General features: G+C 39.1%; 26 protein-coding genes, 1 pseudogene and 1 other annotated feature. Of the genes and pseudogenes, 4 read left to right on the plus strand and 23 right to left on the minus strand.

From position 1 onward, the window contains the following. The first annotated feature begins 26 nt into the window (after positions 1 to 26). Positions 27 to 539 (plus strand): transcription repressor NadR, encoded by a 513-nt coding sequence (locus PCY09_RS02265; protein ID WP_012000458.1) that lies wholly within the window; start codon positions 27 to 29, stop codon positions 537 to 539. 39 nt (positions 540 to 578) lie between these two features. Here the strand turns inward: PCY09_RS02265 and PCY09_RS02270 are convergent, their stop codons facing one another. From PCY09_RS02270 to PCY09_RS02310, 9 genes and pseudogenes are all read right to left on the minus strand, one after another. Further along, on the minus strand, positions 579 to 1,046 hold the full coding sequence (locus tag PCY09_RS02270) for an 8-oxo-dGTP diphosphatase (protein ID WP_125397021.1): 468 nt from the start codon (positions 1,044 to 1,046) through the stop codon (positions 579 to 581). 23 nt (positions 1,047 to 1,069) lie between these two features. After that, positions 1,070 to 1,513, minus strand: coding sequence for a hypothetical protein (locus tag PCY09_RS02275; RefSeq protein WP_125397020.1), 444 nt, complete (start codon positions 1,511 to 1,513; stop codon positions 1,070 to 1,072). Next, the gene (locus PCY09_RS02280; protein ID WP_125397019.1) at positions 1,491 to 2,033 is read right to left on the minus strand and encodes a hypothetical protein; all 543 of its coding nucleotides are present in this window, start codon (positions 2,031 to 2,033) and stop codon (positions 1,491 to 1,493) included. Before PCY09_RS02280 ends, PCY09_RS02275 begins: the two co-directional genes overlap by 23 nt. Beyond that, positions 2,023 to 2,568, minus strand: coding sequence for a DUF1697 domain-containing protein (locus PCY09_RS02285; RefSeq protein WP_125397018.1), 546 nt, complete (start codon positions 2,566 to 2,568; stop codon positions 2,023 to 2,025). The genes PCY09_RS02280 and PCY09_RS02285 overlap by 11 nt, the downstream gene beginning before the upstream one ends. A gap of 36 nt (positions 2,569 to 2,604) precedes the next feature. Beyond that, positions 2,605 to 3,102 (minus strand): GNAT family N-acetyltransferase, encoded by a 498-nt coding sequence (locus PCY09_RS02290; protein ID WP_061600342.1) that lies wholly within the window; start codon positions 3,100 to 3,102, stop codon positions 2,605 to 2,607. 31 nt (positions 3,103 to 3,133) lie between these two features. Further along, positions 3,134 to 3,910, minus strand: coding sequence for a hypothetical protein (locus tag PCY09_RS02295; protein ID WP_125397017.1), 777 nt, complete (start codon positions 3,908 to 3,910; stop codon positions 3,134 to 3,136). 107 nt (positions 3,911 to 4,017) lie between these two features. Beyond that, on the minus strand, positions 4,018 to 6,006 hold the full coding sequence (uvrB, locus tag PCY09_RS02300) for an excinuclease ABC subunit UvrB (protein ID WP_002904675.1): 1,989 nt from the start codon (positions 6,004 to 6,006) through the stop codon (positions 4,018 to 4,020). 161 nt (positions 6,007 to 6,167) lie between these two features. Continuing rightward, entirely contained in the window at positions 6,168 to 7,124 is a 957-nt protein-coding gene (locus PCY09_RS02305; RefSeq protein WP_045504789.1) for a CPBP family intramembrane glutamic endopeptidase, read from the minus strand. 79 nt (positions 7,125 to 7,203) lie between these two features. Beyond that, positions 7,204 to 8,136: pseudogene (locus PCY09_RS02310) on the minus strand (CPBP family intramembrane glutamic endopeptidase). A gap of 194 nt (positions 8,137 to 8,330) precedes the next feature. On the opposite strand from PCY09_RS02310, the gene PCY09_RS02315 reads away from it, so the two are divergent. Then, entirely contained in the window at positions 8,331 to 10,499 is a 2,169-nt protein-coding gene (locus PCY09_RS02315) for an ABC transporter substrate-binding protein/permease (RefSeq protein ID WP_045502743.1), read from the plus strand. After that, entirely contained in the window at positions 10,499 to 11,239 is a 741-nt protein-coding gene (locus PCY09_RS02320; protein ID WP_045502740.1) for an amino acid ABC transporter ATP-binding protein, read from the plus strand. The genes PCY09_RS02315 and PCY09_RS02320 overlap by 1 nt, the downstream gene beginning before the upstream one ends. 69 nt (positions 11,240 to 11,308) lie before the next feature. On the opposite strand, the gene PCY09_RS02325 is transcribed toward PCY09_RS02320, so the two are convergent. From PCY09_RS02325 to PCY09_RS02350, 6 genes are all read right to left on the minus strand, one after another. After that, the gene (locus tag PCY09_RS02325) at positions 11,309 to 11,689 is read right to left on the minus strand and encodes a VOC family protein (protein ID WP_000157141.1); all 381 of its coding nucleotides are present in this window, start codon (positions 11,687 to 11,689) and stop codon (positions 11,309 to 11,311) included. Between the two features lie 133 nt (positions 11,690 to 11,822). Continuing rightward, positions 11,823 to 12,182 carry a 50S ribosomal protein L20 gene (gene rplT, locus PCY09_RS02330; protein WP_012000448.1) on the minus strand — a complete coding sequence of 120 codons (360 nt, stop codon included), beginning with the start codon at positions 12,180 to 12,182 and terminating at the stop codon, positions 11,823 to 11,825. A 50-nt stretch (positions 12,183 to 12,232) separates the two neighbouring features. Beyond that, positions 12,233 to 12,433 carry a 50S ribosomal protein L35 gene (gene rpmI / locus PCY09_RS02335; RefSeq protein ID WP_001125942.1) on the minus strand — a complete coding sequence of 67 codons (201 nt, stop codon included), beginning with the start codon at positions 12,431 to 12,433 and terminating at the stop codon, positions 12,233 to 12,235. Between the two features lie 34 nt (positions 12,434 to 12,467). Next, positions 12,468 to 12,998, minus strand: a complete 531-nt coding sequence (gene infC, locus PCY09_RS02340; RefSeq protein ID WP_008808772.1) for a translation initiation factor IF-3 — start codon at positions 12,996 to 12,998, stop codon at positions 12,468 to 12,470. A gap of 116 nt (positions 12,999 to 13,114) precedes the next feature. Further along, positions 13,115 to 13,244: a sequence feature (ribosomal protein L20 leader region), on the minus strand. Positions 13,245 to 13,270: 26 nt separating this feature from the next. Then, positions 13,271 to 13,948, minus strand: coding sequence for a (d)CMP kinase (cmk, locus tag PCY09_RS02345; RefSeq protein ID WP_045502730.1), 678 nt, complete (start codon positions 13,946 to 13,948; stop codon positions 13,271 to 13,273). A gap of 9 nt (positions 13,949 to 13,957) precedes the next feature. After that, entirely contained in the window at positions 13,958 to 14,407 is a 450-nt protein-coding gene (locus PCY09_RS02350) for an SAG1386/EF1546 family surface-associated protein (protein ID WP_012000446.1), read from the minus strand. Between the two features lie 45 nt (positions 14,408 to 14,452). Here PCY09_RS02350 and PCY09_RS02355 point away from each other — a divergent pair, with 45 nt between their 5' ends. Further along, a complete protein-coding gene (locus tag PCY09_RS02355) occupies positions 14,453 to 14,650 on the plus strand; it encodes a ferredoxin (protein WP_012000445.1) in 198 nt (65 codons plus the stop codon). Here PCY09_RS02355 and PCY09_RS02360 read toward each other — a convergent pair. The 8 genes from PCY09_RS02360 to cps2T form a co-directional block, all read right to left on the minus strand. After that, entirely contained in the window at positions 14,647 to 15,135 is a 489-nt protein-coding gene (locus PCY09_RS02360) for an EbsA family protein (RefSeq protein ID WP_008808776.1), read from the minus strand. The genes PCY09_RS02355 and PCY09_RS02360 overlap by 4 nt on opposite strands. 149 nt (positions 15,136 to 15,284) lie before the next feature. Further along, on the minus strand, positions 15,285 to 17,753 hold the full coding sequence (locus tag PCY09_RS02365) for an LTA synthase family protein (protein WP_125397016.1): 2,469 nt from the start codon (positions 17,751 to 17,753) through the stop codon (positions 15,285 to 15,287). Beyond that, positions 17,750 to 19,498 carry a rhamnan synthesis F family protein gene (locus PCY09_RS02370; RefSeq protein ID WP_045502720.1) on the minus strand — a complete coding sequence of 583 codons (1,749 nt, stop codon included), beginning with the start codon at positions 19,496 to 19,498 and terminating at the stop codon, positions 17,750 to 17,752. The genes PCY09_RS02365 and PCY09_RS02370 overlap by 4 nt, the downstream gene beginning before the upstream one ends. Position 19,499: 1 nt before the next feature. Beyond that, positions 19,500 to 20,849 (minus strand): glycosyltransferase family 2 protein, encoded by a 1,350-nt coding sequence (locus PCY09_RS02375; protein WP_045502718.1) that lies wholly within the window; start codon positions 20,847 to 20,849, stop codon positions 19,500 to 19,502. A gap of 12 nt (positions 20,850 to 20,861) precedes the next feature. Then, positions 20,862 to 22,085: an ABC transporter ATP-binding protein gene (locus PCY09_RS02380; protein ID WP_045502715.1), complete on the minus strand. Its 1,224-nt coding sequence runs from the start codon at positions 22,083 to 22,085 to the stop codon at positions 20,862 to 20,864. Continuing rightward, complete coding sequence (locus tag PCY09_RS02385; RefSeq protein ID WP_045502712.1) at positions 22,085 to 22,891, minus strand: ABC transporter permease; 807 nt, start codon at positions 22,889 to 22,891, stop codon at positions 22,085 to 22,087. Before PCY09_RS02385 ends, PCY09_RS02380 begins: the two co-directional genes overlap by 1 nt. Beyond that, a complete protein-coding gene (locus PCY09_RS02390; protein WP_125397015.1) occupies positions 22,891 to 23,832 on the minus strand; it encodes a glycosyltransferase family 2 protein in 942 nt (313 codons plus the stop codon). The genes PCY09_RS02385 and PCY09_RS02390 overlap by 1 nt, the downstream gene beginning before the upstream one ends. Next, positions 23,829 to 24,977, minus strand: coding sequence for a beta 1-4 rhamnosyltransferase Cps2T (gene cps2T, locus PCY09_RS02395; protein ID WP_125397014.1), 1,149 nt, complete (start codon positions 24,975 to 24,977; stop codon positions 23,829 to 23,831). The genes PCY09_RS02390 and cps2T overlap by 4 nt, the downstream gene beginning before the upstream one ends. Positions 24,978 to 25,129 lie beyond the last annotated feature (152 nt).

Below are 25,129 nucleotides of genomic sequence, written 5' to 3' on the forward strand. Positions count from 1 at the left end.
ATTCTTATTTGTCTTAAAATGAAGCTATGACAAAGCAAAGAAAAGAAAAATTATTAGAACTTTTAAAACAATCTAGTGTTGCTATCAATGGCCAAGCTTTGGCTGAGCATTTTCATGTTACCAGGCAGATTATTGTTCAAGATATTGCCTTGCTTAGAGCTGATGGTGCTCCTATCCTATCCACTAATCGTGGATATCTATATAAAGGAGCTGACGACATTCCTACTTTTCATCGGCTATTCAAGATCAAACATGGCGTAGAAGATATGGAAGCCGAACTGTTAGCCATTGTTGATAATGGTGGTCGAGTCCAAAATATTCTGATTGAGCATCCGGTTTATGGTGAAATACAGACTTACCTGAAGCTGACCTGTCGCCGTGATGTCCAACATTTTCTTCAACAGGTCGAAGGATCTCAATTCCGTCCTTTATCTGAGTTGACAGATGGGGTTCACTATCACCTGATCCAAGCTGACTCTCAACAGGATCTGGATTATGTTGAGACTGCTTTGAGGGATTTGGGGTTTTTGTTGGAGTAAACAAAAAAAGACTGATTAGGATCTAACCTAGTCAGTTTTTTAGTACATACTTTTACGCCAACCATCTTCTATCCGCTCGTGATAGTAATATTCTGATAGTTCCTCATCCTCCATCATACGCAGAAGTTCCAGCATATCATAGGCTAAGTCTAGCTTTGACAGAACATCCTTGTCTACCCAAGAAATTTCGCCTTCTTCTGTCGAATGAATCTGACCAGAAAATTCAGTCGCTTTATAACAAAAGACGATATAGCGAATCCCATCATCTGTATGCCAGTTCTTTACCCCGACCAATTTTGGATGACGAATGGTTAAACCTGTTTCTTCTAAAATCTCACGCACTACCGCATCATGGAGAGACTCGCCCTTCTCGATATGGCCACCCGGAAAGGCATAGCCAGACCAATGATTACGCTCAGGAGAGCGGTATTGCATAACCACACGTTCATTCTCGAGATCTTCTATAAGGCAAATATTAGTTAAAATTGTTTCTTGGGCACGTGACATGGATTCACTCACTTTCTAAGTTATTAAAACATATCTTCGTTGTATTTTACTTCTGACTTCATGATAAAGGGATTGATCAATTCATGATGTTCATAAGTACTATGAACCACAAAACCTCTAACAATGATGATTTCTTTATCTTGTATATGATAGTCTATATTGATGGGAATAGCAGGATTTTGAATGATTGACAAAACAAAGAATGCTGCAAACCAAAGATAAAGTGCCACCAATGCACTGAATAATTGAAAGATAAGGTGGTACCATTGAAAATCCCTTGTTCTAAAAAAGACGATCCAAGGATTGATAAAAAGGGTCAAACAAAGAATGAAAAACCAACTATTCCACAAAACCGGAGTAAAGGATAGACCAAAAGCTAACAAAATCAAATGAAGAATAACAAAGGTTAGCAAGGCTAGATAGAGTGTTTTAAATGAAAACAATTTAATTAAATTTTCTTTGGTCATGTTTTTTCCTCTTTTTTTCATTATATTTTAAAATCAAGATCGTTAACCCTGAAATGAAGAAAAAGATTAGATAGGTAGCAATCGGAAACCAAACATAGCGAGAATCTAAACTGATTAAAGGTGGTAAAAACCCTTTTCCGTGTTTCAATCTAATCCCTACAAAACAATGAAAAAGAAAAATCGGGCCATTTAGATAGAGAAAAAATTCGGAAACGTCTTTCAGCGAGTTAAGCTCCTCTCCTCTCAGGCTTCCAAACCAAGAATAGAATGGGAAAGTAATCAAAAGAAACAAATTTAGATACAAGGGGCTAATATAACTAAACTCACGAAGCGGAGCAGGGATACTCTCATTACCAAATGTTAAATATCCCACGCCAAGACCAACCATTATAAAGAATATATAACCTATAAGAGCTTCTATTATCCAATGCTTTTCCAACCAAAGGATAAACTTGTTCCCCTGAACTTTTACTTTTCTTTTGTTTTTGTTTTTATATTTCTTTTTGGTTTTACTTCTCATTCACCAACTCCACAATCTTCTGGAAAGTCTTGCCGTTTCGGATGGTCAGTTGCTTGTAGAAACTAGACTTGAGCAGTTTCTTATGATAGTTGGACTTGAGATAGTCTGCTTGGTCAGCATTGCTATAAAAGAAAGCGGTCTGCCCAAAATGCAGTTGCTCCTTGTCATTTGCCCAGCCGCCTGCTAGCTCTTGAACCCTCTCTCTATCTGTCTCCGGCAAATAAAAGAGAACATCTCGCCGAAAGGCTGTTTCATCCTGCCACCAAGTAGGGAGATTCGCTGTTTCTTTTTCAAGCATGGCAGAGCTGACAAGGACAAAAGGCAAAGGAAAATCGTAAGACTGACTGAAATAAGCCGACAAGATCTCCTGAATCCTCTCCTCCTGCTCCTCACTATCAAAGAAAAGATTGCCACTATTGATGTAGGAAACCGGGTTTTCAAAACCCAACCCAGCCAAATCTTTCTTCAAATCAGCCATAACGACCTTATTTTTCCCGCCAACATTAATGCCACGGAGTAAAAGTGCATAACGCATATAATGCTCCTTACAAATATATCTATTATTTCCAAACTAACTGTTAGAGTTTTTCGAGTAAATCATCCGTTTTTCTTTCACGGCTTTTCCTAAGTCAATGACTTTTTCCTCACCGTCAAAAACAAAACCCATTTTTTCATAAAAGGCGATGGCACGTTTGTTATCTTCTAAAACCCATAATATAATCTCTTGATAACCATCCAAGGCAGCAAAAGCCGCCTGCATTAACTGCTGTCCTACACCCTTGCCATAATAATCTTTTAAGACATACAAGGCGAAAATTTCACCAGCTATCCTAGCTGGATCTCGAAAATCACCGTAGCTAACAAAGCCGACCACTTTAGCATCATCCAAAGCGATCAAGGTATTTTCAGGATACTTTTGACTATATAATCGGCACTTATCCAAAGTCATCTGCTCTTGAAATTCCGCAGGCAAAATCTCATCATAAGCTTCACGCCATGTCTGCCAATGAACTCTGGATTTCCCTTCTATCTCCTCAGCTGTTTCCATTGTTTTGATAGTGATGTCCATTTGTTTTTCTCCTTGAATAAATCTATCTCAATTATTCCGCTTGAAAACCATTTCTATCTAATTTCCCATTTTCTCCCCAAACAACTACATAAACATTTTTGGGTAAGCTAGTAAAATCAATATAGTCAGTTAGACTCGCTCCTTCAGGAATATCATCTTCCAGAAAGAGATACAGATTCAATTGAGCCCCATACTTTTCTGACAATTGAATCATATCTTTTCTCAATTTCTTTATTTCATCTGCTGAAGCATCATACTTCTCTGTCTTGGGATTATACTTTAGTTCTTTTTTAATTTGAACCAAATCACGATAAAACCCTTTTTGGTCATCAGTTACATAGTAATCTAAATCTGTTCTCAGCTCCTTAAATTTCACTGGCTTTAGAACAGACTCTTTATCAAAATATAAGGTATTCAACATAGGATGGGAATTTGTATCTAAGACATAAGAAAAGATAAGATCTGTTAGTATCGAAGATGGTTCATCATCACTATTAGCATAATAGGAATAAGTCCTATCTTCTAACTTATCTGTTAAAATTTTGTCTGCTGCTTCAGTTAATTGAACTTTAACCTCATATTGATAAGTAACACGACTAACCAAAGTTGGAATCTCTATTTTCTTAACCTTCAATCCTAAATCATCTTCAAAAGCTGTATTCACAACATATTCAATATGCTGCTTTTCCTCTTTCGTAACAAGTTTTGTCGGCATAAATGCCCAAATAAATTGAACTATAGGTAACAAGCCTATGACAAAAATTGAAATAAAGAAAATAAGTATTAGTTTAATTAGATCCTTTTTCACTTCAATTCCCCCACTTAAACTTCTCTAACTTATTTTTTACATAGTAACTCATTGACTAGAGATGTAATTAAGAGCTTAGTTTGCAACTTTGGCACTAACTATATTTTTTAATCCATCGCCTTTATTTCCAGAATCATATCGCGAATCTGCGCGGCCAGCTCGAAGTCGAGAAGTCCGGCAGCTTCTTGCATCTGTCCTTCTAGTTTCTTGATCATGTCCTTGCGTTCTTGCTTGTTGAGGCTTTCAATTTCGACGGTTTCTTCCTTGTCTGGCAGGGCAGCCTTGGTCACACTGATTAGGTCGCGGATTTCTTTCTTGATGGTCTGCGGTACAATGCCGTGCTCTTCGTTATATGCCATCTGTATCGCCCGACGGCGGGCAGTTTCATCGATAGCGCGCTGCATGGACTGGGTCATGGTGTCGGCATACATAATTACATGACCCTCGCTATTGCGAGCTGCTCGGCCGATGGTCTGGATCAGGCCACGCTCGTTGCGGAGGAAACCTTCCTTGTCTGCATCAAGAATTGCAACCAGACTAACCTCAGGCACGTCAATTCCCTCGCGCAAAAGGTTAATCCCAACCAGGACGTCAAAGACACCTAAGCGCAGGTCTCGGATAATCTCAGTCCTCTCCAAGGTCTTGATGTCAGAGTGCATGTATTTGACCTTGACACCCATTTCCTTGAAGTAGTCCGTCAAGTCTTCAGCCATTTTCTTTGTCAGGGTTGTGATAAAGGTCCGCTCATTCTTTTCAACACGTGCATTAATTTCACCTAAGAGATCATCAATCTGTCCCATAGTTGGACGGACTTCCACCTCTGGATCCAGAAGCCCTGTCGGCCGGATAATCTGCTCAATAACAGTATCCGTCTGTTCATTTTCATAGTCGCCTGGCGTAGCCGATACATAGACAATCTGGTGAACATGGCTCTCAAACTCCTCCCGGCGCAGCGGACGGTTGTCCAAGGCAGACGGCAGGCGGAAACCATAATTAACCAGCATCTCCTTACGAGAGCGGTCGCCATTGTACATACCGCGAATCTGTCCCATGGTCATGTGGCTCTCGTCAATCATAATCAAGAAATCATCAGGGAAAAAGTCCAGAAGGGTATAAGGAGGCTCTCCTTCGCTTCGACCATCCATGTGGCGAGAATAGTTCTCAACACCATTCGTATAACCCATTTCACGCAGCATTTCGATATCGTACTCTGTGCGCTGCTTCAAGCGCTGGGCTTCCAAAAGCTTGCCTTCCTTCTCAAAAATAGCTAGCTGCTCCTCCAGCTCAGCCTGAATTTTAGCAATGGCTACTTCCATATGGTCTTCATTAGTCACGAAGTGAGTGGCTGGGAAGATGGCCAAATGGTCCACCTCACCCAAGACTCGACCTGTCAAGGCTTCAACCTCACGAATCCGATCAATCTCGTCTCCGAAAAACTCCACCCGAAAGGCATGCTCATCACGAGAAGCTGGAAAAATCTCAACCACATCACCTCGAACACGGAATTTCCCCCGCTGAAAATCAATGTCATTGCGCTCAAACTGGATATCTACCAAATCATTAAGCAGCTTGTCACGAGAAATCTCTAGTCCAGGACGCAGACTTACCACGCTGTCGGAGTATTCCTTGGGCGAACCCAGACCATAGATACAAGAGACCGAAGCCACGACAATCACATCGTTACGCTCCAAGAGGGCCGATGTCGCTGAGTGACGGAGCTTATCAATCTCGTCATTGACCGAGCTATCCTTTTCGATATAAGTATCGCTGGAAGGCACATAGGCCTCAGGCTGGTAGTAATCATAGTAGGAAACGAAGTATTCCACCGCGTTATTGGGGAAGAATTCCTTGAACTCTCCATAAAGCTGGCCAGCCAGCGTTTTATTATGGGCGATAACCAGAGTCGGCTTGTTGACCTGAGCAATTACCTGACTCATGGTATAGGTCTTACCAGTACCAGTCGCTCCCATGAGAATCTGAGCTTTCTCGCCGCCCTCAATATTATCCACCAGCTGCTCAATAGCTTGGGGCTGGTCACCTGAAGGCTCGTACTTGGAAACCAATTCAAATTTATTATCTGTTATTCTGTTAATCATCTTTTATTCCTTAAATTGTGCTTCTATCATTTTACCATATTTGCCCTATTTTCTCTGGATTTGGGTGTAGGTAGAATGGCAAGGCTTCTACCATCATCTGTCTCTTGTTACACCTCTCGTTAAAAGACATAAAAAAGGCCCAGCTCAACTGGGCGAAATGGTTATTTCTTAAAGATCAGCGCTTGAGGCAGGCGATTTTCTTTCTTGAGTGACCAGTAAAGATAGACAATGCAACCAATCAGGACGATACTTGCAAAAATAGATCCTTTAGCACCAAAAGCTCCGCCGGATAGCAAATCCACAGAAGATTTTGAGCTATAGTTCAAGATTGAGGTAGATGCTCCTTGACCACTGACCTGAATACCATAGATATTTCCTTGCACAAAATTCCAAGCGCCGTGCATGCCAGCCAGCACCCACATATTGTCATACTTGAGCATGAGGAAACAAGCAAAGACGCCATAAAGCACGATATTGATAATCGGAAGAATGGTCACACCAGAGTTAAAGAGAGGCAGAGCCGCAAATAGAGCACTGGAAATCAAGATACCAATGAAGATATTTGACTTAGCGCTAACCATAGGAAAGAGCCATCCACGCGTCACTAGCTCTTCTGGCCAACCTTGGAGAATCAAGAAAGGAATGATAGCTACAACAAAAACCAAAGACTGCAAATTAACCTGGCCTAGTTTTAAGCTGCCTGTACCCGTAACCAAGAGCAAGACCACAACCATTGAAAACTGAACTGCTCCAATAAGGAAGCCTTTGAGGAGATTTTTGAACCAGTCTTGTTTATAAAATCCCAGACTAGAAAAAGGACGCTTCTCAAGATACCGAACCCAGAGGAAAACAACAAGACTGGTAAAGAAAAAAACAAAAAGTTCAAAAGATAGACTAAACTGCTTCCAAAAAACCAAAAAGTTACTATTAGATGATCCCCCAACAGTAGGATTTGATGTACTAGTCAACATATACATAAGAATTCCAATCGGAAACATAGAAAATGCTCCGAGATATTGTCCTCCATAAACAAAACCGATAGCAATCAAGATAGCCAACCAAATGGGCGGAATAAAATGAGATTGCTTGATAGCATCCAACATACGAGATTTAAACATATACATGTTCCTTTCCTTATTTGAACTCATTATAGCATATTATTTGAGGATGAGCGAAAGAGAGCCGTTCGCACTGTTTCTAAATCTTTCCCACTAAACAAGTCAAACTATCGTCTTTTTTCATCTTGATAAGCAAGTAAAGCACGGCCAGCAAGAGAATGAGCGAGCTGAAAATAGAAGCTTCAGCACCGAAAGCTCCACCAGTCAACCAGCTCCATTCTGACTTAGGGATAAAATTCAAGACTGCAGCGTCAACATCAGTACCACTAACGCTGAAACCGTAGATATTGCCTTGGCTAAAGTTCCAAGCAGCATGAAGTCCTATAATCCCCCAGATATTGTCCGTCCGGAGCAGATAGAGACTTGCAAAGAGGCCAAATAAGGAAATGTTAAGAATGGGAAGAATACCAATATCTGGATTGCCTAGGTGCAAAAGTGCAAAGAGTAGACTCGAAGTCAGCAAACCGATGGGCAGGTTGGTCTTTTTGACAGCAACTGGCAGCAGCTAAGCCCGTGTCACTAGCTCTTCTGCTCCACCCTGAATCATCCAAAGCGGAAGCAAAATCAAGATATAGAGAAAAGGTTCCAGTGTCAGCTGTCCCCATTCGAAAGAGCCAGCTCCGCTCAACAGCATAAGCAGAGCGACTAGACTAAAGAGGAGAAAACCTACTGCCAAGCCTTTGACTAGCCCCACCAAGCTTCCTTTTTTGACAAAGCATAGAGTCGCGAGCGGTCGTCCTTCAGCCCAGCGCACCCAAAGAAAGAGAGCCAGTATCATAAATACAAAGCCGAACAAGAGAAAAGGCAGGGCAAAATTGAAGAAGATTTCAAAGAATCCACCTTGGCCTAAAAAACCTAGCATAAAACTGAGGACAGCCGAAATTGGCTCCAAAGCCAGATAGGCCAACTGCTGTCCTCCTTGCACGAAAACAACTGCTAGTAAAAGAGACAAAATATAAGGAGGGACAAAGCGAGCTTGATTGACTCCGTCTAAGATACTCGATTTTTTCATAAGAACCTCATTCTATCCTTGCTTTCATTTATTTCCAGTATAGCAGACTTTGCTCTAAGAACAAAGAAAAATTGTGACTCAATTTACAAAAATAGAGAGTTTATATGTCAGAAAACCTAACATATAAACAGGAGAAATTTGCCTAATCACTGATTTTCTGCTATAATGCTAGAATGCTAAAAAGGAGGAAGAAAATGAAGAAAAAATTATTAGCAGTCTTGCTAACATTATTTCCATTTTTTGCGTTAGGGGCGACAGCCCAGGCAGATACGGTCAAAATCGTATCCGATACTGCTTACGCACCATTTGAATTTAAAGATTCTGATCAGACTTACAAGGGGATTGACGTTGATATCATCAACAAGGTCGCAGAAATCAAAGGCTGGGACATTGACATGAGCTTCCCAGGCTTCGATGCAGCCGTCAATGCGGTCCAAGCCGGCCAGGCGGATGCCATTATGGCTGGTATGACCAAGACAAGCGAGCGCGAAAAAGTCTTTACCATGTCTGATACCTACTATGACACTAAGGTCGTTATCGCGACACGAAAAGAAAATACCATCAGCAAATATGAACAGCTGAAAGGAAAGAAAGTCGGTGTCAAAACAGGAACCGCTGCCCAACGTTTTCTTGAGAAGAACAAGGATAAGTATGGCTACACTCTCAAAACCTTTGACACGGGTGACTTGATGTATAACAGCCTTTCTGCTGGGGATGTCGATGCAGTGATGGATGATCAGCCTGTCATTGAGTACGCCATCAATCAAGGCCAAAATCTGAAAATTTCTATGAAGGGTGAGGCTGTTGGAAGCTTTGCTTTCGGTGTCAAAAAAGGTAGCAAACACGAGCACCTAGTTACCGAGTTTAACGAGGCTTTGGCACAGATGAAGGAAGACGGCAGTCTGGAAGAAATCATCAATAAATGGACGGCTTCTAAAGGCAGCTCTGACTCCGCTGTCCCAGAGACTTTTACTCCTGCAGGTCAAAAAGCTACTCCAACAAAAGACAAATACATCATTGCCAGCGACTCATCTTTTGCTCCTTTTGTCTTCCAAGATGACAGCAACCAATACACTGGGATTGACATGGAGCTGATTAAGGCTATTGCCAAAGACCAAGGCTTTACTGTGGAAGTAACCAACCCTGGCTTTGATGCAGCTATTAATAGCGTTCAGACCGGTCAGGCTGATGGAATTATCGCCGGCATGTCTGTCACCGATGCCCGCAAGAAAACTTTTGACTATTCTGACCCTTACTACACAGCCAACTCTATCTTGGCAGTCAAGGACAGTAGCAATATCAAGTCCTACGAGGAACTCAAGGGCAAAACCGTCGGTGTCAAAACTGGTACCGCTTCTCAAACTTTCCTTGAGGAAAACAAGAGCAAGTACGGCTACTCTATCAAAACTTTCTCGGATGCAGCTTCCATGTATGACAGCCTTAATACTGGCTCTGTCGCAGCTGTGATGGATGATGAGCCCGTTGTCAAATACGCTATCAAACAAGGCAAGAAGCTTAAAACACCTATCGAAGGTACACCAAGCGGCCAAGTCGCTTTCGCAGTTAAAAAAGGTAGCAATCCTGAGCTGATTGAGATGTTTAACAAAGGGCTGGCCAACCTCAAAGAAAGCGGCAAGTACCAAGAGATTTTAGACAAGTATCTGGCTAGCGAAGAAAAAGAATCCACTGTAGATGAGTCCACTATTTGGGGCTTGCTGCAAAACAACTACAAAGAACTTCTTAAAGGTCTGGGAGTGACGATTGCTTTGGCACTGATTTCATTTGCGATTGCTATGGTCATCGGGATTATCTTTGGTATGTTCAGCGTCAGCCCTTATAAACCGCTGCGCTGGATTGCAGAAATCTTTGTCGATGTCATTCGTGGTATTCCACTGATGATTGTGGCAGCCTTTATCTTCTGGGGTATTCCTAACTTAATCGAATCCATGACTGGCCAACAGAGCCCAATCAATGCTTTCGTTGCAGGAACCATCGCCCTCTCTCTCAATGCCGGCGCCTATATCGCAGAAATTGTCCGTGGAGGTATTCAGGCCGTTCCTGTTGGACAGATGGAAGCCAGCCGCAGCTTGGGGATTTCCTACTCCAAGACCATGCGCAAGATTATCCTTCCACAGGCAACCAAGATTATGCTGCCAAACTTTGTCAATCAGTTTGTCATCGCACTCAAGGATACAACGATTGTCTCAGCTATTGGACTGGCCGAGCTCTTCAAAACTGGTAAGGACATCATCGCCCGCAACTATCAGAGTTTCCGGATGTATGCTATCCTAGCCGTGCTCTATCTCATCATTATCACGCTCTTGACCCGCTTGGCAAAACGCTTAGAAAAGAGGATTAAGTAATGGCAAAATTAAAAATTGATGTAAATGACCTTCACAAATACTATGGAGAAAATGAAGTCCTTAAAGGTATCACTGCTAAGTTTTATGAGGGGGATGTCGTTTGTATTATCGGGCCTTCTGGATCTGGAAAATCAACTTTTCTTCGCAGTCTTAACTTACTCGAAGAAGTTACTAGCGGTACCATCACTGTTGATGGATTTGACTTAACTGACAAAAAGACCAATGTCGACTTAGTTCGTGAAAATATCGGAATGGTTTTCCAACACTTCAACCTATTTCCACATATGACTGTTCTTGAAAACATCACCTTCGCTCCTGTTCAGCATAAGCGTATGAGCCAAGCTGAAGCGGATGCCCTGGGAATGGAATTGCTAGAAAAGGTTGGACTCGCTGACAAGGCCGATGCTAGCCCTAATAGCCTTTCAGGTGGCCAAAAACAACGTGTCGCTATCGCGCGTGGCTTAGCCATGAACCCTGATATTATGCTCTTTGACGAGCCTACTTCTGCTCTTGACCCAGAAATGGTCGGTGATGTTCTAAATGTAATGAAAGAATTAGCAGAACAAGGTATGACTATGATTATCGTAACTCACGAAATGGGCTTTGCGCGTCAAGTGGCTAATCGTGTTATCTTTACAGCTGATGGTGAATTCCTTGAAGATGGAAAACCTGACCAAATCTTCGATAATCCTCAGCATCCACGCTTGCAAGATTTCCTAGACAAAGTTCTAAATGTATAAAATAGCTCCGGCAAAAAACATTGCCGGAGTTATTTATTTATCTTTTGAAATAGTAAACTATAAACCAAATTATTTCTCGCGAATCACTTCGACCTTGTAGCCATCAGGATCTTTAACAAAGTAATAGTTTGGTGGATTACCTGGTAGACCCTTTGGTTCGGTAACCTCATAACCTTTAGCACTATGTTCCTGATGGAGAGCCTCAAGATCAGGTGTGCTAAGAGCGATGTGAGCGAATCCATCCCCTACGACATAAGGACCGTGATCATAATTATAAGTTAATTCTAATTCATAGTCGTCACCATCAAGTCCTAGGTATACAATGGTGAAGGCATAATCTGGAAAATCCTTGCGACGCAATTCTTTAAATCCGAAAGCATCTTGATAAAAAGCGATTGATTTTTCAAGGTTCTCCACTCGCAAGCAAGTATGTAGCATTTTTGAAGCCATAAGATATAATTCCTCCTTTTGTACATTATAACATTTTTGAAACCAAGTTCCCATTTATCGATTTTATAAATCGTTATATTTTTTTACAATCAGCATTTTAAAAACAAAAAAGGTCCCTGAGGACCAATTTTAATTATTTGCCAAGTTTTGCTTTAGCTGCATCAGCAAGAGCTGTGAAAGCTGTTGCATCGTTAACAGCCAAGTCAGCAAGCATTTTACGGTTAACTTCAATCTCAGCCAATTTCAAACCATGCATCAATTGTGAGTATGAAAGTCCATTCAAACGAGCAGCCGCATTGATACGAGTAATCCACAATTTACGGAAGTCACGTTTTTTCTGACGACGGTCACGGTATGCATAGTAGTAAGAGTTCATTACTTGCTCTTTTGCAGTACGGAACAAGATATGTTTTGCTCCATAGTAACCTTTTGCTAATTTAAGAATACGTTTACGACGTTTGCGCGATACAACGCCACCTTTAACACGTGCCATGTTTTATTTCCTCCAATATTTCCTAGAATAATTCAGTGATTAACTTGCTCTTATTTCAAGCGAGTAAGCATTGCTTTGATACGTTTAAAATCTCCTGAATGCACCATAGATGCTTTACGAAGATGACGACGTTGTTTTTTAGTTTTTCCGTGGAAACGGTGTGAAGTGTAAGCACGGAAACGTTTCAAGCCACCAGAACCTGTACGTTTGAAACGTTTAGCTGATGCGCGGTGTGTTTTTTGTTTTGGCATGATAAATTTCTCCTTTTTTTAACTTTTGACAAAATTATTTTTTGTCTGGAAGCGGTGCTAACTGCATAAACATTTGACGTCCATCCATCTTAGCTCTTTGCTCAATAATGGCAACATCTTGAGTTGCTTCAGCAAATTCCGCTAAAACTTTAGCCCCAATCTCTTTATGGGTAATCATCCGCCCTTTGAAGCGAATGGAAACTTTAACTTTATTTCCTTTTTCAAGGAACTTGCGTGCATTGCGAAGTTTAGTATCAAAGTCTCCCTTATCAATGGTCGGACTAAGACGCACTTCTTTTACAGTTACAACGCTTTGTTTTTTACGTTGTTCCTTTTGTTTTTTCTGATACTCAAATTTGAACTTTCCGTAGTCCATAATTTTCGCAACAGGCGGCTTAGCTTGTGGTTGAATCAAAACCAAGTCCACATTAGCATCGTCAGCAAGTGCTTGCGCTTCACTAAGTGGCTTAATTCCCAATTGCTCACCTTCAAGACCAATTAAACGAACTTCACGTACACGGATTTCATCATTGATGAATAAGTCTTGCTTTGCTATAGTTTTCACCTCTTTTTTATTTTTCTACTCTTCCAAATCTGAATCAAATTTTTAGAACTCAATGCTTACGTCATAAATTGACCAGCATTTAATTCATTAATTTAGACCAAACTTAGTTGAGTATTCGAGAAAAACAAGAGCGGACTTGCTAACGCAAGCCCGCACTACATGATAGTATTTCATTACTGAAACTTAATCCGTAGAGCCAGACAACGTTAGTCGCAAGGCGAGAAGCTCTCACTTCTGCTTTTCTCAACTCTACTATCATACCAAGTTTCTGCTTACTTGTCAAGAATTTTTTTTGCTTTTTCCTCAATAAATGCCACTACATCAGAAATACTTACTCCTGTTGTATCAAATGTGATGGAGTCATCAGCCGGGCGTAAAGGAGAAACACTACGGTGACTATCTTTATAATCTCGGTCAGCAATCTCCTTCTTCAAGACTTCAAGATCTGCTGAAATACCTCTTTCTAAATTCTCTTTATAGCGACGTTCAGCTCGTTCATCAACTGAAGCCACTAAGAAAATCTTGAGCTCGGCATCTGGTAGCACGACCGTGCCAATATCACGACCATCCATAACAATGCCACCTTGACTGGCAATCTGTTGCTGAAGAGATACTAATTTTTCCCGAACTTCTGGAATAGCAGAAACCCAAGAAACATTATTGGTAACATCATTTTCGCGAATCGGATGAGTCACATCTACATCCCCAACAAAAACTAACTGTTGACCAGACTCAGAACGACCGAAACTCACAGAATAGTCATCCAACAGTCTAATAATATCTTCTGTATCTGCTGCAGTAAGCTGATGTTGCAAAGCCAAGTAAGTTGCTGCACGATACATAGCCCCTGTATCAAGATAAGTATAACCCAAATCTTTAGCAATTATTTTTGCAACCGTGGACTTCCCACTGGAAGCTGGACCATCAATTGCGATTTGAATCTGTTTCATAGTATCCTCCTAACGAGTTTTAACAACATCGCCTGGATTAGCATACCATGATCCAGTTGTCATATGAGAAGGGTTTAAGCGCTCTAATTCAGCAATAGAAATTCCAGCTCTAGCAGCAATGGCTGCTTCTCCTTCTCCAGCTTGAACAGTAATAGTTCCTTCAGATGAAGCTGTTGTGCTTTCAGAACTAGTTTCAGAGCTTGCAGCAGGTGCAGAACTAGCTACTTGACTACTAGCAGGTGCACTAGTATCAAGAAAACCTTCTTTAGCGGCTTTTTTCCCACCGCCACCAACAGAAAGATAAATCATTCCTGCAACAATCACAATGACCATGATGAAGAAAATAACCGCTAAAATAGTTAGTACTCTATTCGCTAAAACATCACTCGATTTTTTTGTTCTTTTCAAATCTTTTTCTCCATTATCGTAAATATCTTCTTCCCATGGTTCTTTTGCCATGACTTCCTCCTTGAATTTTTTCAAAAATCTTATTACAATATGACTATGAAAGTAACACTCATCCCAGAACGATGCATTGCTTGTGGGCTCTGCCAAACCTATTCTGAACTTTTTGATTACCATGACAATGGTATTGTCAAATTTTCCCACAATGATGAGCTCCTAGAAACTCATATTGAAGAATCAGATGATGTTCTTGAAGCAATCAAAAATTGTCCCACACGCGCTCTAAAAAAAGATTAAGAGTGTTTATCCTGATTAGCATAATAGGTTTCAAAGTAATCAATGTGTGTCAAGTTATCAACTAATTCGACTTCACCTTTAAAATGCTTATTTAAAGCTAAATCATTCACAAAATACTTTTTAGGCCACTTTCTCATACAAAAAGTTCGGCCTTTTTCTTTGCCATCAAAATATAGTGTGATCGATGTTTTCGTTACAGCCACTTTTCGAATGGTTGATATGTCGATTTTTGATGGCGTAAAGGGATTAGCTGTTATGATGCGTAAAATCCCATTATCATAAATGGTAAAATAACGATGAACTCCTACACCAAGTAAAACCATAAATAAAAACAGGAAAAACAAGACTAAAGTAGGAACATCCGAACTCTCATACATCAAAGACAGTCCAATAAAGATTGGAATGACAGATAAAGACCAATAAATAACTAAGATTGAAAGATCTGGTTGCCAGTGATATCGAAGTTGTCCAAAAATCTTTATCATATCCTCATCCTCCTCTAACTAGTTTAGCATATTTTGAGAAAAAATGGGAGTATAAATCATCCTATAAAATGATTATTTTATAAGAAATTTTCAAAATAAAAAGTGGTGAAATAACAACCTTTAGGATTGCTTTCAACCACTTTTATAAACTATTGAGGGACTTTGAAAAAGTCTTTTGATAAATATCCTTTACCAGCAACCATATCGTATTCAATCATTCGCATATCGTTAGCTATCTCTTGAGCCTCAGCATCCAGATCAGATTTATCTACACTCGCCTTATGTAATACTTCGGTTTGTAATGCATAGTATGGTGAGACTTTAGAATTTGTTTGCTCCATGACTAAAGCTGAGAAATCACTGGAATTAACTAGTGGATAATTCAGTTTTGGTGTTTCGTAGTTGCTCCAAACAAAATAATCTGTCAGGTATTGATTTTCTTCCTGGTTCTTAAAAATCGATGTTGGATACAATCCTGGTAAATGGTCACCGTAAAAGACAACTGTTATTTTCTTATTGATTTTTGACAGTTGATCAAGAAAGTTTTTGGTTGCTACATCAGTTTGAAAAAGCAAGCGACTATAGAAGGTTAGCTTTGAATTTTCTTCGTCTGTAAACCCCTCTCCTTTTCCTTCCATTGTTTCAGGATTCGCTTCAAGCCAAGGAGAATGATTTTGCATCGTCATTACAGAAAAGAATTGATTATCGCCTTCTTTAATATTATCAAAGACTATTTGATAAGTTGAAGCATCGCTAGGACTAACTCCTTCTTTTTGATAACTAATTCCTTTTGTTTCTACGGTGATAAAACGATCATAATTCAAGTGATTATAGATATAGTTTCTTGAATAGTTTGCGGCACCTGCTAAGTGAAGAGCAATCCTATTTTTTCCTTCGTATAAGTCACTTATAACAGGAGTCTTATTCATCTTAGGAAAAACTTCTGTGTAAAGTATCGAAACACTTTGAGAAATATTATAAAATGGCAAACCAGTTAAAGTCTGGAATTCCATATTAGCTGTTCCTCCACCATAACCATCAGATCTCATGAGTCCACTAGTTGATTTAGTTTTGATCTCTTCAATATTCGGAATCGGATTTTCAGTCAGAGTGACCCCTTGTATGCGTCTTGGATCAGCAAAACTCTCACTCAATACATAAATAACTGTATGATCTTTTAAGTTGTCTGTTCGAGCTTGATTGATCTCCTCTGCCTTTTTAGAATACTTCTCTTCTATTTCTTTTATCTTAGACGCCTTATAGCCTTCTGGTTTAGCCATTACTTCTGTCGTCAATTGATTTATCCAGACGTAAGCTAATGAACGATAGCGTGCATTATTTGCATTACCAAGCCAGGTAATATCTTGTAAGTTATTCAGAACTGTAATGACAGGTATATTTCTTTTGACCTTACCATTTTCCTTCTGAGCAAACACCTGAAAAATCCCAATCAAACACAAGAAAACACAAACTAGTCTTACAAACCTACGACTGAATTTTTGAATCATTTTTCCTTTGAAAAGGAAATAGTTAAGAATTAAAAATCCAATAATCAGTATAGTTAGCCATTTCAATGCTTCATTCATGTAAGAGGTATCCACAAAACTAAGCAAAGTACTTGGTGAAGAAAGCCAAATCATATCACTTGGTAAGACCGGCTCACCTCGCATGCTAAACTTGATTGAATTCGCAATTACAAATAAGCTCATTCCTCCAATCAAGATGACTGTTGTCAAAAAATATCGGTTAATGAGCAGGTATAAGAACAAGAAGATCAAAAAGAGAATAACGATCTGAAGACTAGTCGCTCCAGGCAACTGGTAGTATTCTAAAAAAGGTGTCCCCTTGCCAAGTCCAATTTGAATCAAATAGTTAAAGACAACTGCAGCTGTCATACTAGTTGCCACCGCTAAAGAATAGGAACTTCTATTTTTAAGTAAGTGACTTAAACCTCTTACGAAATGGTAGGAAATAAATGTCGCTAGCAGAGAAAATACTGCTACTATCACTGTTACAAGCCAGAAATGGTGTTCTGTAAACAATTCACTGCCATATTTATGATTCAAAGCCATAAACCATTCAGTTTGGTAAAGTGCTTGAGGAAATTTACTATCTGTCAAAAGGAAAGATAGTAAAATTTGTGACAGAACAAGGAATTCAACATTGGATGACAACTGAATCCTGTTCAGACGAAAAGATACTATCTTTAGGGCTCTAAAGATCAGGGTTAAAATAGCTATCGCAGGTACTAACCACAATAAAACTGGAAAGAAATTTCTTTGAGAAAATACATGCTCAAACCAATTCCAACTTTTATAACTCTCATTATTGATATTTAAAGCATCTTCAACTAAATTTGACAAGAAGGAATACAAAATATAGATATAAGCTAAGCGAATAAGAGATACAAATTTAAAACGATAACAAGACAGTAAAATTGGAAAGCCACCTAACCCAATGAGGTAAAAAATTCTTTCTTGCTTAATTAGAATTCTTACTGGAGCAGTTGGATCAGTCTCTCTAACTAACTGGCTTTGAATTAAGAACAAATTGATAAAAAAGAATAAAATAGGCAGGATAAACAATAAAAAACGTTCTATTTTAACTGCTTTTTTCATGACTTGCCCTTCCCTAACAATCGTTTTAAGATATATTTGATAGCTCTTGCAGGTCCAATAAAGATGTATTTCATAGCCCCCTTGATTCCACCAATCTGGTTAAAATCTACAAAGGTATGAGGCTGTAAATCTTCTCGATTATTTAGTTGCTTGTTATCAATAAAAGCTGTTAGACCGAGTTGATTATAAGAAATCTTAAAGTCATACTGCTTGTCCCAAGCAATATAAACCAAAAGTCTTTCTATCGCATGAAGAATGGAATTTTGTGGAAGTGGCTCACTCGGAACATCCTCCTCCGTCAAGTTTAAATCAAATAAAGGAGACAAGGCGTCATATTTAAACCAAACGAAGGTTCCATAGCTCATGACAAAGGTATTCATTTGCTTAAAGTCAACTTCTTTTTGACAATTCATGCGCTCCCACAGTTTATTCATCTCAGGAGAAATCAGAGCTTCATTCCAGGCGACTACAATCCTGTTAAAGCGGAAGAAGCTAGGAATGTCAGCTATGACTAGCCCTAAGCGATCATCTTGTCCTAATTGACTAACTATCTGATCTGCTGGATGAACAAGCATGTTAATTAGCTCTTTACGCCAACTTTCTCCCGCCCAATAATCAGCTTCTTTAGATTTTTTTGTATGAAAATGTCCAATATAGTCATACTGAGATAGATGTCTCTTTAATTTAAGCATAGGAAGAACATCTCGCCCAACATTTCCTGTTACAAAAACTTCTGCTTTTGCTTGTTTTCCCTCTAAAATGCCAAGTATCTCGTTCTTTTTCTTTTCGCTATCTGTTGTAATGAATAAGTCATAAGAGAAATGGAAAGATTCAAATGCATGAAGGAATTCAGCTAGTAAATCCACATAAAAAACATGAAGGTGGACAGCTATTTTCTTATCAGGTAGAGAAATTGGAAGAGACAAATCTAAAATTTTCCTTCCAAGCAAGTAAGGATAGTCAGGCAAATCAATACGAGACATATGTTTGACAATTAAATCAACAGGATAGTCCGTTGTATTTTCAATGTCGTTTAAAATATAAGGCGTCAATCCTTCATTTGCAGCTATTGTTTTTACTTTGATAAACGGCACTCTATTTTTTAGGATAGAGGTTGGATTATAGTAAGAAAAATCCGGATAGAGCATACCTGAAGCATCAGCCTGGATTGTATTAAAAACGGTCTGATAGTGAAAACCTGCCTGCACTAAATTAGTTGTAACCTGGGTTTCATAATGATCTATGACATCTTGAACTTCTGTAAAATCCTGAATGTTTTGCCAGAATAGTTGAAAAGCTTCTGAATTGACTACATTTTGCTTAAAAGATAGATAATAACTTTGGATGTGCTCATTAAAATCTTTGTCTTTACGATAATTCGTCATTCCCCAGAAATCAACGTTTCTATCAACTTCAAAATCTTGGTATATATGCTCTAAATCCCACAAAGGTCCAAAGCATGTATCATTCATTAAAGTGACTGAATCATATTTTTTTAATTCTTCAAAGCCGACCTTTTTCATTCCATCTCGCCAAGCAGCAAAATCAAAACCGATGTTCTTTCTCAAAAGAACTTCATCAACTAGTTCTTTCTTCAGTTCATCTTCCTGATCTTGACTTATCTTGCTGTTTGAAATGAAAATCACCTTCCTAAAGAGGGGACGCATTTTTTCAAGCTGATAAAGTACATGTTCACTAATCTGATTGAACTTATTAAAGTGAACATATAAAAGTAATCGTTCCATTTTATTTCCTTATTCTTAAGAATTTCAAGATTTTCGTTGGGATTGTCCAACGTCTTGAATTGATAACAGTCTTGTAAGCTTTTTTCGTAGCCTCTAATTCAGCTTCAAGCTCTTTAACCTTATTACTACTATCCAACATTTCAGCCGCAAATACTTTTCCAATATAATCGGGAGCAGAGGCATCATCCACAGAAATCATCTTATAGCTCAATTGATAGATTGCTTCTTCTTCAACTTCATAGATCAACTGAGGATCAGGTTCGTTAAAGAAATACAAGCCGTCAGCAATAACACCGTTCGTATAGATAGGTGATGATGCATTCCCATCAGGCCCTCTCAATTCTACTTCAGAATAGTAACTTGGACGTTCCGAAAGATCTACACGAATAACAGACGTTCCTTTAGGAATTTCAAATGTTAAGCTGTCTTCTTTTTGAAGTAGTTTGGCAAAAGTGCGCTCTTCTGAATAAGCATTTTCACCATCCCCAAAATAAACTGTAACAGACTCCATCCCAATATGAGACAGAGAATCCATAGGCTTGGATAGACGAATTTCGTAAGTATTATTTCGTTCAAGAAGAATCTTAGTCATCTCTTTAAAATCTGCGTTGGGATATTTATCAAGATACTCTAGTTGTGTTTCTAACAACTTTTGAAAACGACGTTCTAATTTTCTAAAATCACAAGGTCGTGAATCTGACCCTTGGTTAATTGTATACGCAACCGTCGCTTCGCCTAGGAAAGCTAAAGAAGTTCGTTGGAAGAGCTCCATTTGCAGATTAAAGGTGTCATCTGATGTAGTTAAATCCAACTCTTGATTTACTTCTAGCATTAGGTCCCTATCAACTAACCAGGTAGATGCCATGGTAAACCCTCGGGTGGCCAACATTTTTTCATAAGTATCCGCAAGTGGGATTGTTTTGTTAGCAAAGCCTGCTTTGGAAACAAAGTCTCCCTTTTCATCATAGATATCAAAATCTGTATTAGACCATTTACAGTCAGGCTTACTCTCCAATAAGTCTACTTGCTTTTGAAGCTTTAGAGAATCCAGCCAGAAGTCATCACCATCACATCGAGCAATGAAGTTCCCTCGTGCCTCTTTACAGATAGTAACCCATGTTTTGGCAATTCCTTGATTTTCATCATGATAAAAGGCACGAATCAAATCAGGAAAATTTGCTTGATAGTCTTGTATTATTCGGCGAGATCCATCACTTGAGGCATCATCCACCAAAATAATTTCAAAGGGAAAACTCGTTTTCTGAGCTAAAAAACTATCAATAGTCTTTTTCAACCACGGTTCTTTGTTAAAAACAGTACAAATAATCGAAACAAAAGGCGTCGTTTCCATATCTCCCTCAGTCTAGTCCGTTATTGACCATGTTCCATTGCGCTGGATTAAGCCACTTGCTGAATCCATAGCAGACTTATCATCCAAATCTATATCATCTCGATTGATGAAAATGAGTGGAGTTTGAGTAGCATCTGAGAAGGCCAACATTTGCCCCTCGGCATCTCGGACTGTTACCTCCAATTTCATTTTCAAATCATTCACTGTTGGAAGTGAACAAGTGTAATGAACTCTTTTGTGACCAGCACCAGTCATTAATTGGTTCATCGAATTGTCATTATAAATCCAAATGTTCCGATCGATATCTGTTAAAGAAAGAGCAATATAAGTTTGAATATCCTCTCGAACATCAAAGTCAATCTGGAACTGAATTGGATCTTGTGGGCGTAACTTATTCGAACTTAACAACTGTAATTGAAAGTTTTCAACCAAAACTTGTTCATCCGAAGAAGCTTGTCCATCTCCAGTCGCTTCTTCTCCATGTTGCAAAGGTGCTGTATTATCAAAACTATATTGGTTAGCTACATTTTCTGGACTACCGATTGCCTTAACCAAGCCATTTTCAATCAAAACAGCCTTATTGCAATACTTCTTGACAGCTCCCATATCATGGGTAACAAGAATGGTCGTTTTTCCTGATTTCTTCCGTTCTTGGAAGTAATCATTACATTTACGCTGAAATGCCTCATCTCCTACTGCAAGAACCTCATCCAAAATCAAGATATCACCTTGTGCCTTAATGGCAACTGAGAAAGCAAGACGAACCTGCATTCCTGAAGAGTAATTCTTAAGTTTTTGATTCATGAACTCATGCAACTCAGCAAAATCCACAATATCATCATACATAGCGTTAATTTCAGCTGTTGAGAAGCCCAGCATGGCACCATTCATGTAGACATTTTCACGACCTGTCAGTTCAGGGTTAAAACCGACTCCTAGCTCAATGAAAGAAACTAACTTTCCATCGATTGTGACAGAACCTTTTTCAGGAACGTAGATTTCAGAAATAATTTTTAAGAGAGTAGACTTCCCTGAACCATTTCGACCCAAGATTCCAAAAAAGTCTCCTTTTTCTACTTCAAAGGAAATATCATTAAGAACGTGCTGTTCTTTATAGCCTTTAATTCCTTTAAAGCGATTGACCATAGCAGTACGAAGACTGTTAGTTGCCTCAGTAGGTAACTTAAAGTACTTGCTGACATGGTCCACTTTTACTGCAATTTGTTTATCTGTCATTAGAGAATCTCCGCAAATTTCTTAGCATGTTTGTTAAAGTAAGCAAAGCCAGCTAGAAAAATAAGAATTGGTAATACATAAGGAACTAGAACCAAAAATTTATTTTCAACCAAAAGCCAGACAGGTGTATTGGCCTTATCAATCAAGAAATAACGCATGTCTTGGATAATCTGAGCCAGAGGATTCATCATAACCAATTTGGCTGCCCATGGGTTGCGGTCCGCAATAAATGTAATAGGATAAATAATTGGTGTCGCATATAAGCCGGCTTGTAGCACTACTTCCCAGATTTGAGATAAATCACGGAAGCGGACAAAGAAAGTTGATAAGATCAGAGCACAACCAGTTGCCATTAAAAACAACTCAAGGAAGAGAGGGATCACCATCAAAGCCGACCAGCTGAAGGTCACTCCATTAAAGAGCGAGAAAATCAAGACAACGACTAAATTGATAGCGAAATTAATGGCTGCGCCTGAAATAGCTGACAAGACAATAATATGCTTTGAAAAATTTAGCTTACGCAAAAGATCGCCCCGACTAACAACCGATACCATCCCCATAGAAGTCGCTTCTGAGAAAAATCCCCAAATAACGTTGGCTAATAATAAAGCAACCGGAAAATGAGGAACATCTCCACCTAAACGCAAGAAACGGATAAAGACGATATACATAATACTAAAGGTCATCAATGGCTTCAAAATAGACCAAAGATAGCCGATTGCTGATCCTTGATAGCGTAATTTAAAGTCCGTTTTAATTAACTCTCGTAATAAAATTCGATTTTTCTGACTAAAAACGTCAAACATTATTTTTTACCTCTATATGCAAACTTTGTCAATATCAAGGTTGTAAAAACACAAGTGTGAAAAGCACGATTCTTACGGTAGCCATATTTGCGTATACGTGCTAAGCGTTCCCTAAACGGCACGTCCATGATAGTCACAAAGTTTTCAATTAATTCTTTATTTTCAGGGCTCAAAGACAGATCTAATAAATTTTTTGCTTGCTCTTGACTAGCCTTGATAAGTTGCCAATACTTATTAAAAAGCACATGGGGCCGAACCCAGTTTTTCACCCTTTTTCTAAGAGTACGTGCCCCCAAAACGTTACTGCTATGCTGACGATATAGCTCGGTTGGCTTATCAATATAAACAAGCTTTCCAAAGGCAGAGGCCAGCAAGGCTAAGTACCAATCATGCATGAGAAGTTCATGGGCTTCTTGCCCTGTCCATAACTCAGCCAAGGCGTGATTGATCATTGCTACTCCACCTGTTACAGTGTTTTCTGTCAACTCTTGGACCAGTTCTGTATTTGCATGATCTGACTGAGTACGAATCATACTTTCGTGCTGAACAGTCAGGTTTTCATCCACTACTTTTAAATCCGTATAAAGCAGTAACGGCTTATCTTGAGGATATTTCTCTGCTTCGGCCACTTGAAGTGCAATCTTATCAGGGAGCCAGACATCATCTTGGTCACTAAAGCAGTAAAGGTCTGCTTTCTCATATTTTAAGAGAGTGTGAAAACTCTTTATGACTCCAAAGTTTTCAATCTGATTTTCATTGATAAAGTGAATACGTGGATCCTGAGCAACCAATCCTTGAATAACAGCAACAGTTCCATCCGATGACCCATCATCTCGAATAAAAAGCTGCCAATTTTGATAGGTCTGCTGCTGGATACTTTCAACCTGCTCTTTCAGATATTGCTCACCATTGTAGGTGGACAACAAGATATTTACTTTCATGATAAGAATAACTCCTCATATTCACCGACAATCTTTTCCCAAGTATAATTATCTTTCATGTTTTGCTTAGCAACTAGACCCCAATCAGAAAAATCATTTTGACTGTCCACTTGATTTATCAAAGCAGATAAGCTATTCTTTTCCTTTTTCCAATAAAGAGCCGTTTCACTAGCTACTTGTCGATTAAAATCCACACCTAAAACTAGGTTGAGATCTGTTTGAGCCAAAGCCTCAAGTAAGCCTGGATTAGTCCCTCCGACTTCATGACCATGAAGATAAGCAAAAGCATGGTTGCGAATATATTTCAATAGTTCCTGGTCATAAACTGTCCCTACAAATTTGATCCTCTTATCTCGATCAAAGTTCGTTTTCTGTCGCAATTCATCAAAATAGGAATTACCGTCATGATTACAAATAATAACTAAATCTCGTTTGGTATTTGAAGCCATAAATTCTCGGATAATAGTCTCATAGTTATTTTCCGGCACAAAACGACCAACAATCAGATAGTAGTTATCTTCTTTGCTCTGCCATTTTCCGAAGAAATTCCGAACTTTCTCATCTTGATTAGTCAAGCTAGAAAGCTTAAGATCTGTACCATAAGCAATAAAAGTCGTCTTAGACCATGGATAGGCATTCTGGATGTAGGATTCAATACCTTGATTATCGCATATAACCAAATCTGCATGTTTTGTCATCAACTTTTCGGAGTACTTAAGGTAACCTTGAACAGGCTTAGGCCACTTGGCCCGTTTCCACTCAAGACCGTCTGGATTGATAAAAAATGTCCCGCCTGCTTGATGAATCATTTTGGCAAAAGGTGCAATAAAGGCACCAATCGTATTTCCTAAAATGTAGAAAATGGGTGATTCAATGTTTTGTTCTTTAACCATTTTTAAAGCATAGCGAATAGCCATCATATCATAGGCAATCACTCTAGCTGGACCTAGTTTAGGTGCTTTAATACTAAAACAATCAACACCTTTATACCTGGTATGCTGTCCTGTCTCATGCTCTGACAAACAAGCAACATGATATTGCAATTGAGAAGATACTTGATGTTCAACTAATTTTTCTACAAAGGTTTCAAAACCTCCGTATTTTGCAGGAAGACCTCGACTTCCAATAATAAAGATATGTTGCATATTCTTCTCCGATTCAAATTTATTGCAATCCAATCTATTATACCATTTTATCGACTTTTATGTGAGCTTGGACCTGAAAAAATGATAGATCAGTAGGATATTCTAATTTTAGAAGAGCATCCTTTGATAAATTTATGACTTTCTTTCATCAT

This window comes from Streptococcus sp. SG2, from assembly GCF_030439925.1.
Lineage (GTDB): Bacteria > Bacillota > Bacilli > Lactobacillales > Streptococcaceae > Streptococcus > Streptococcus gordonii.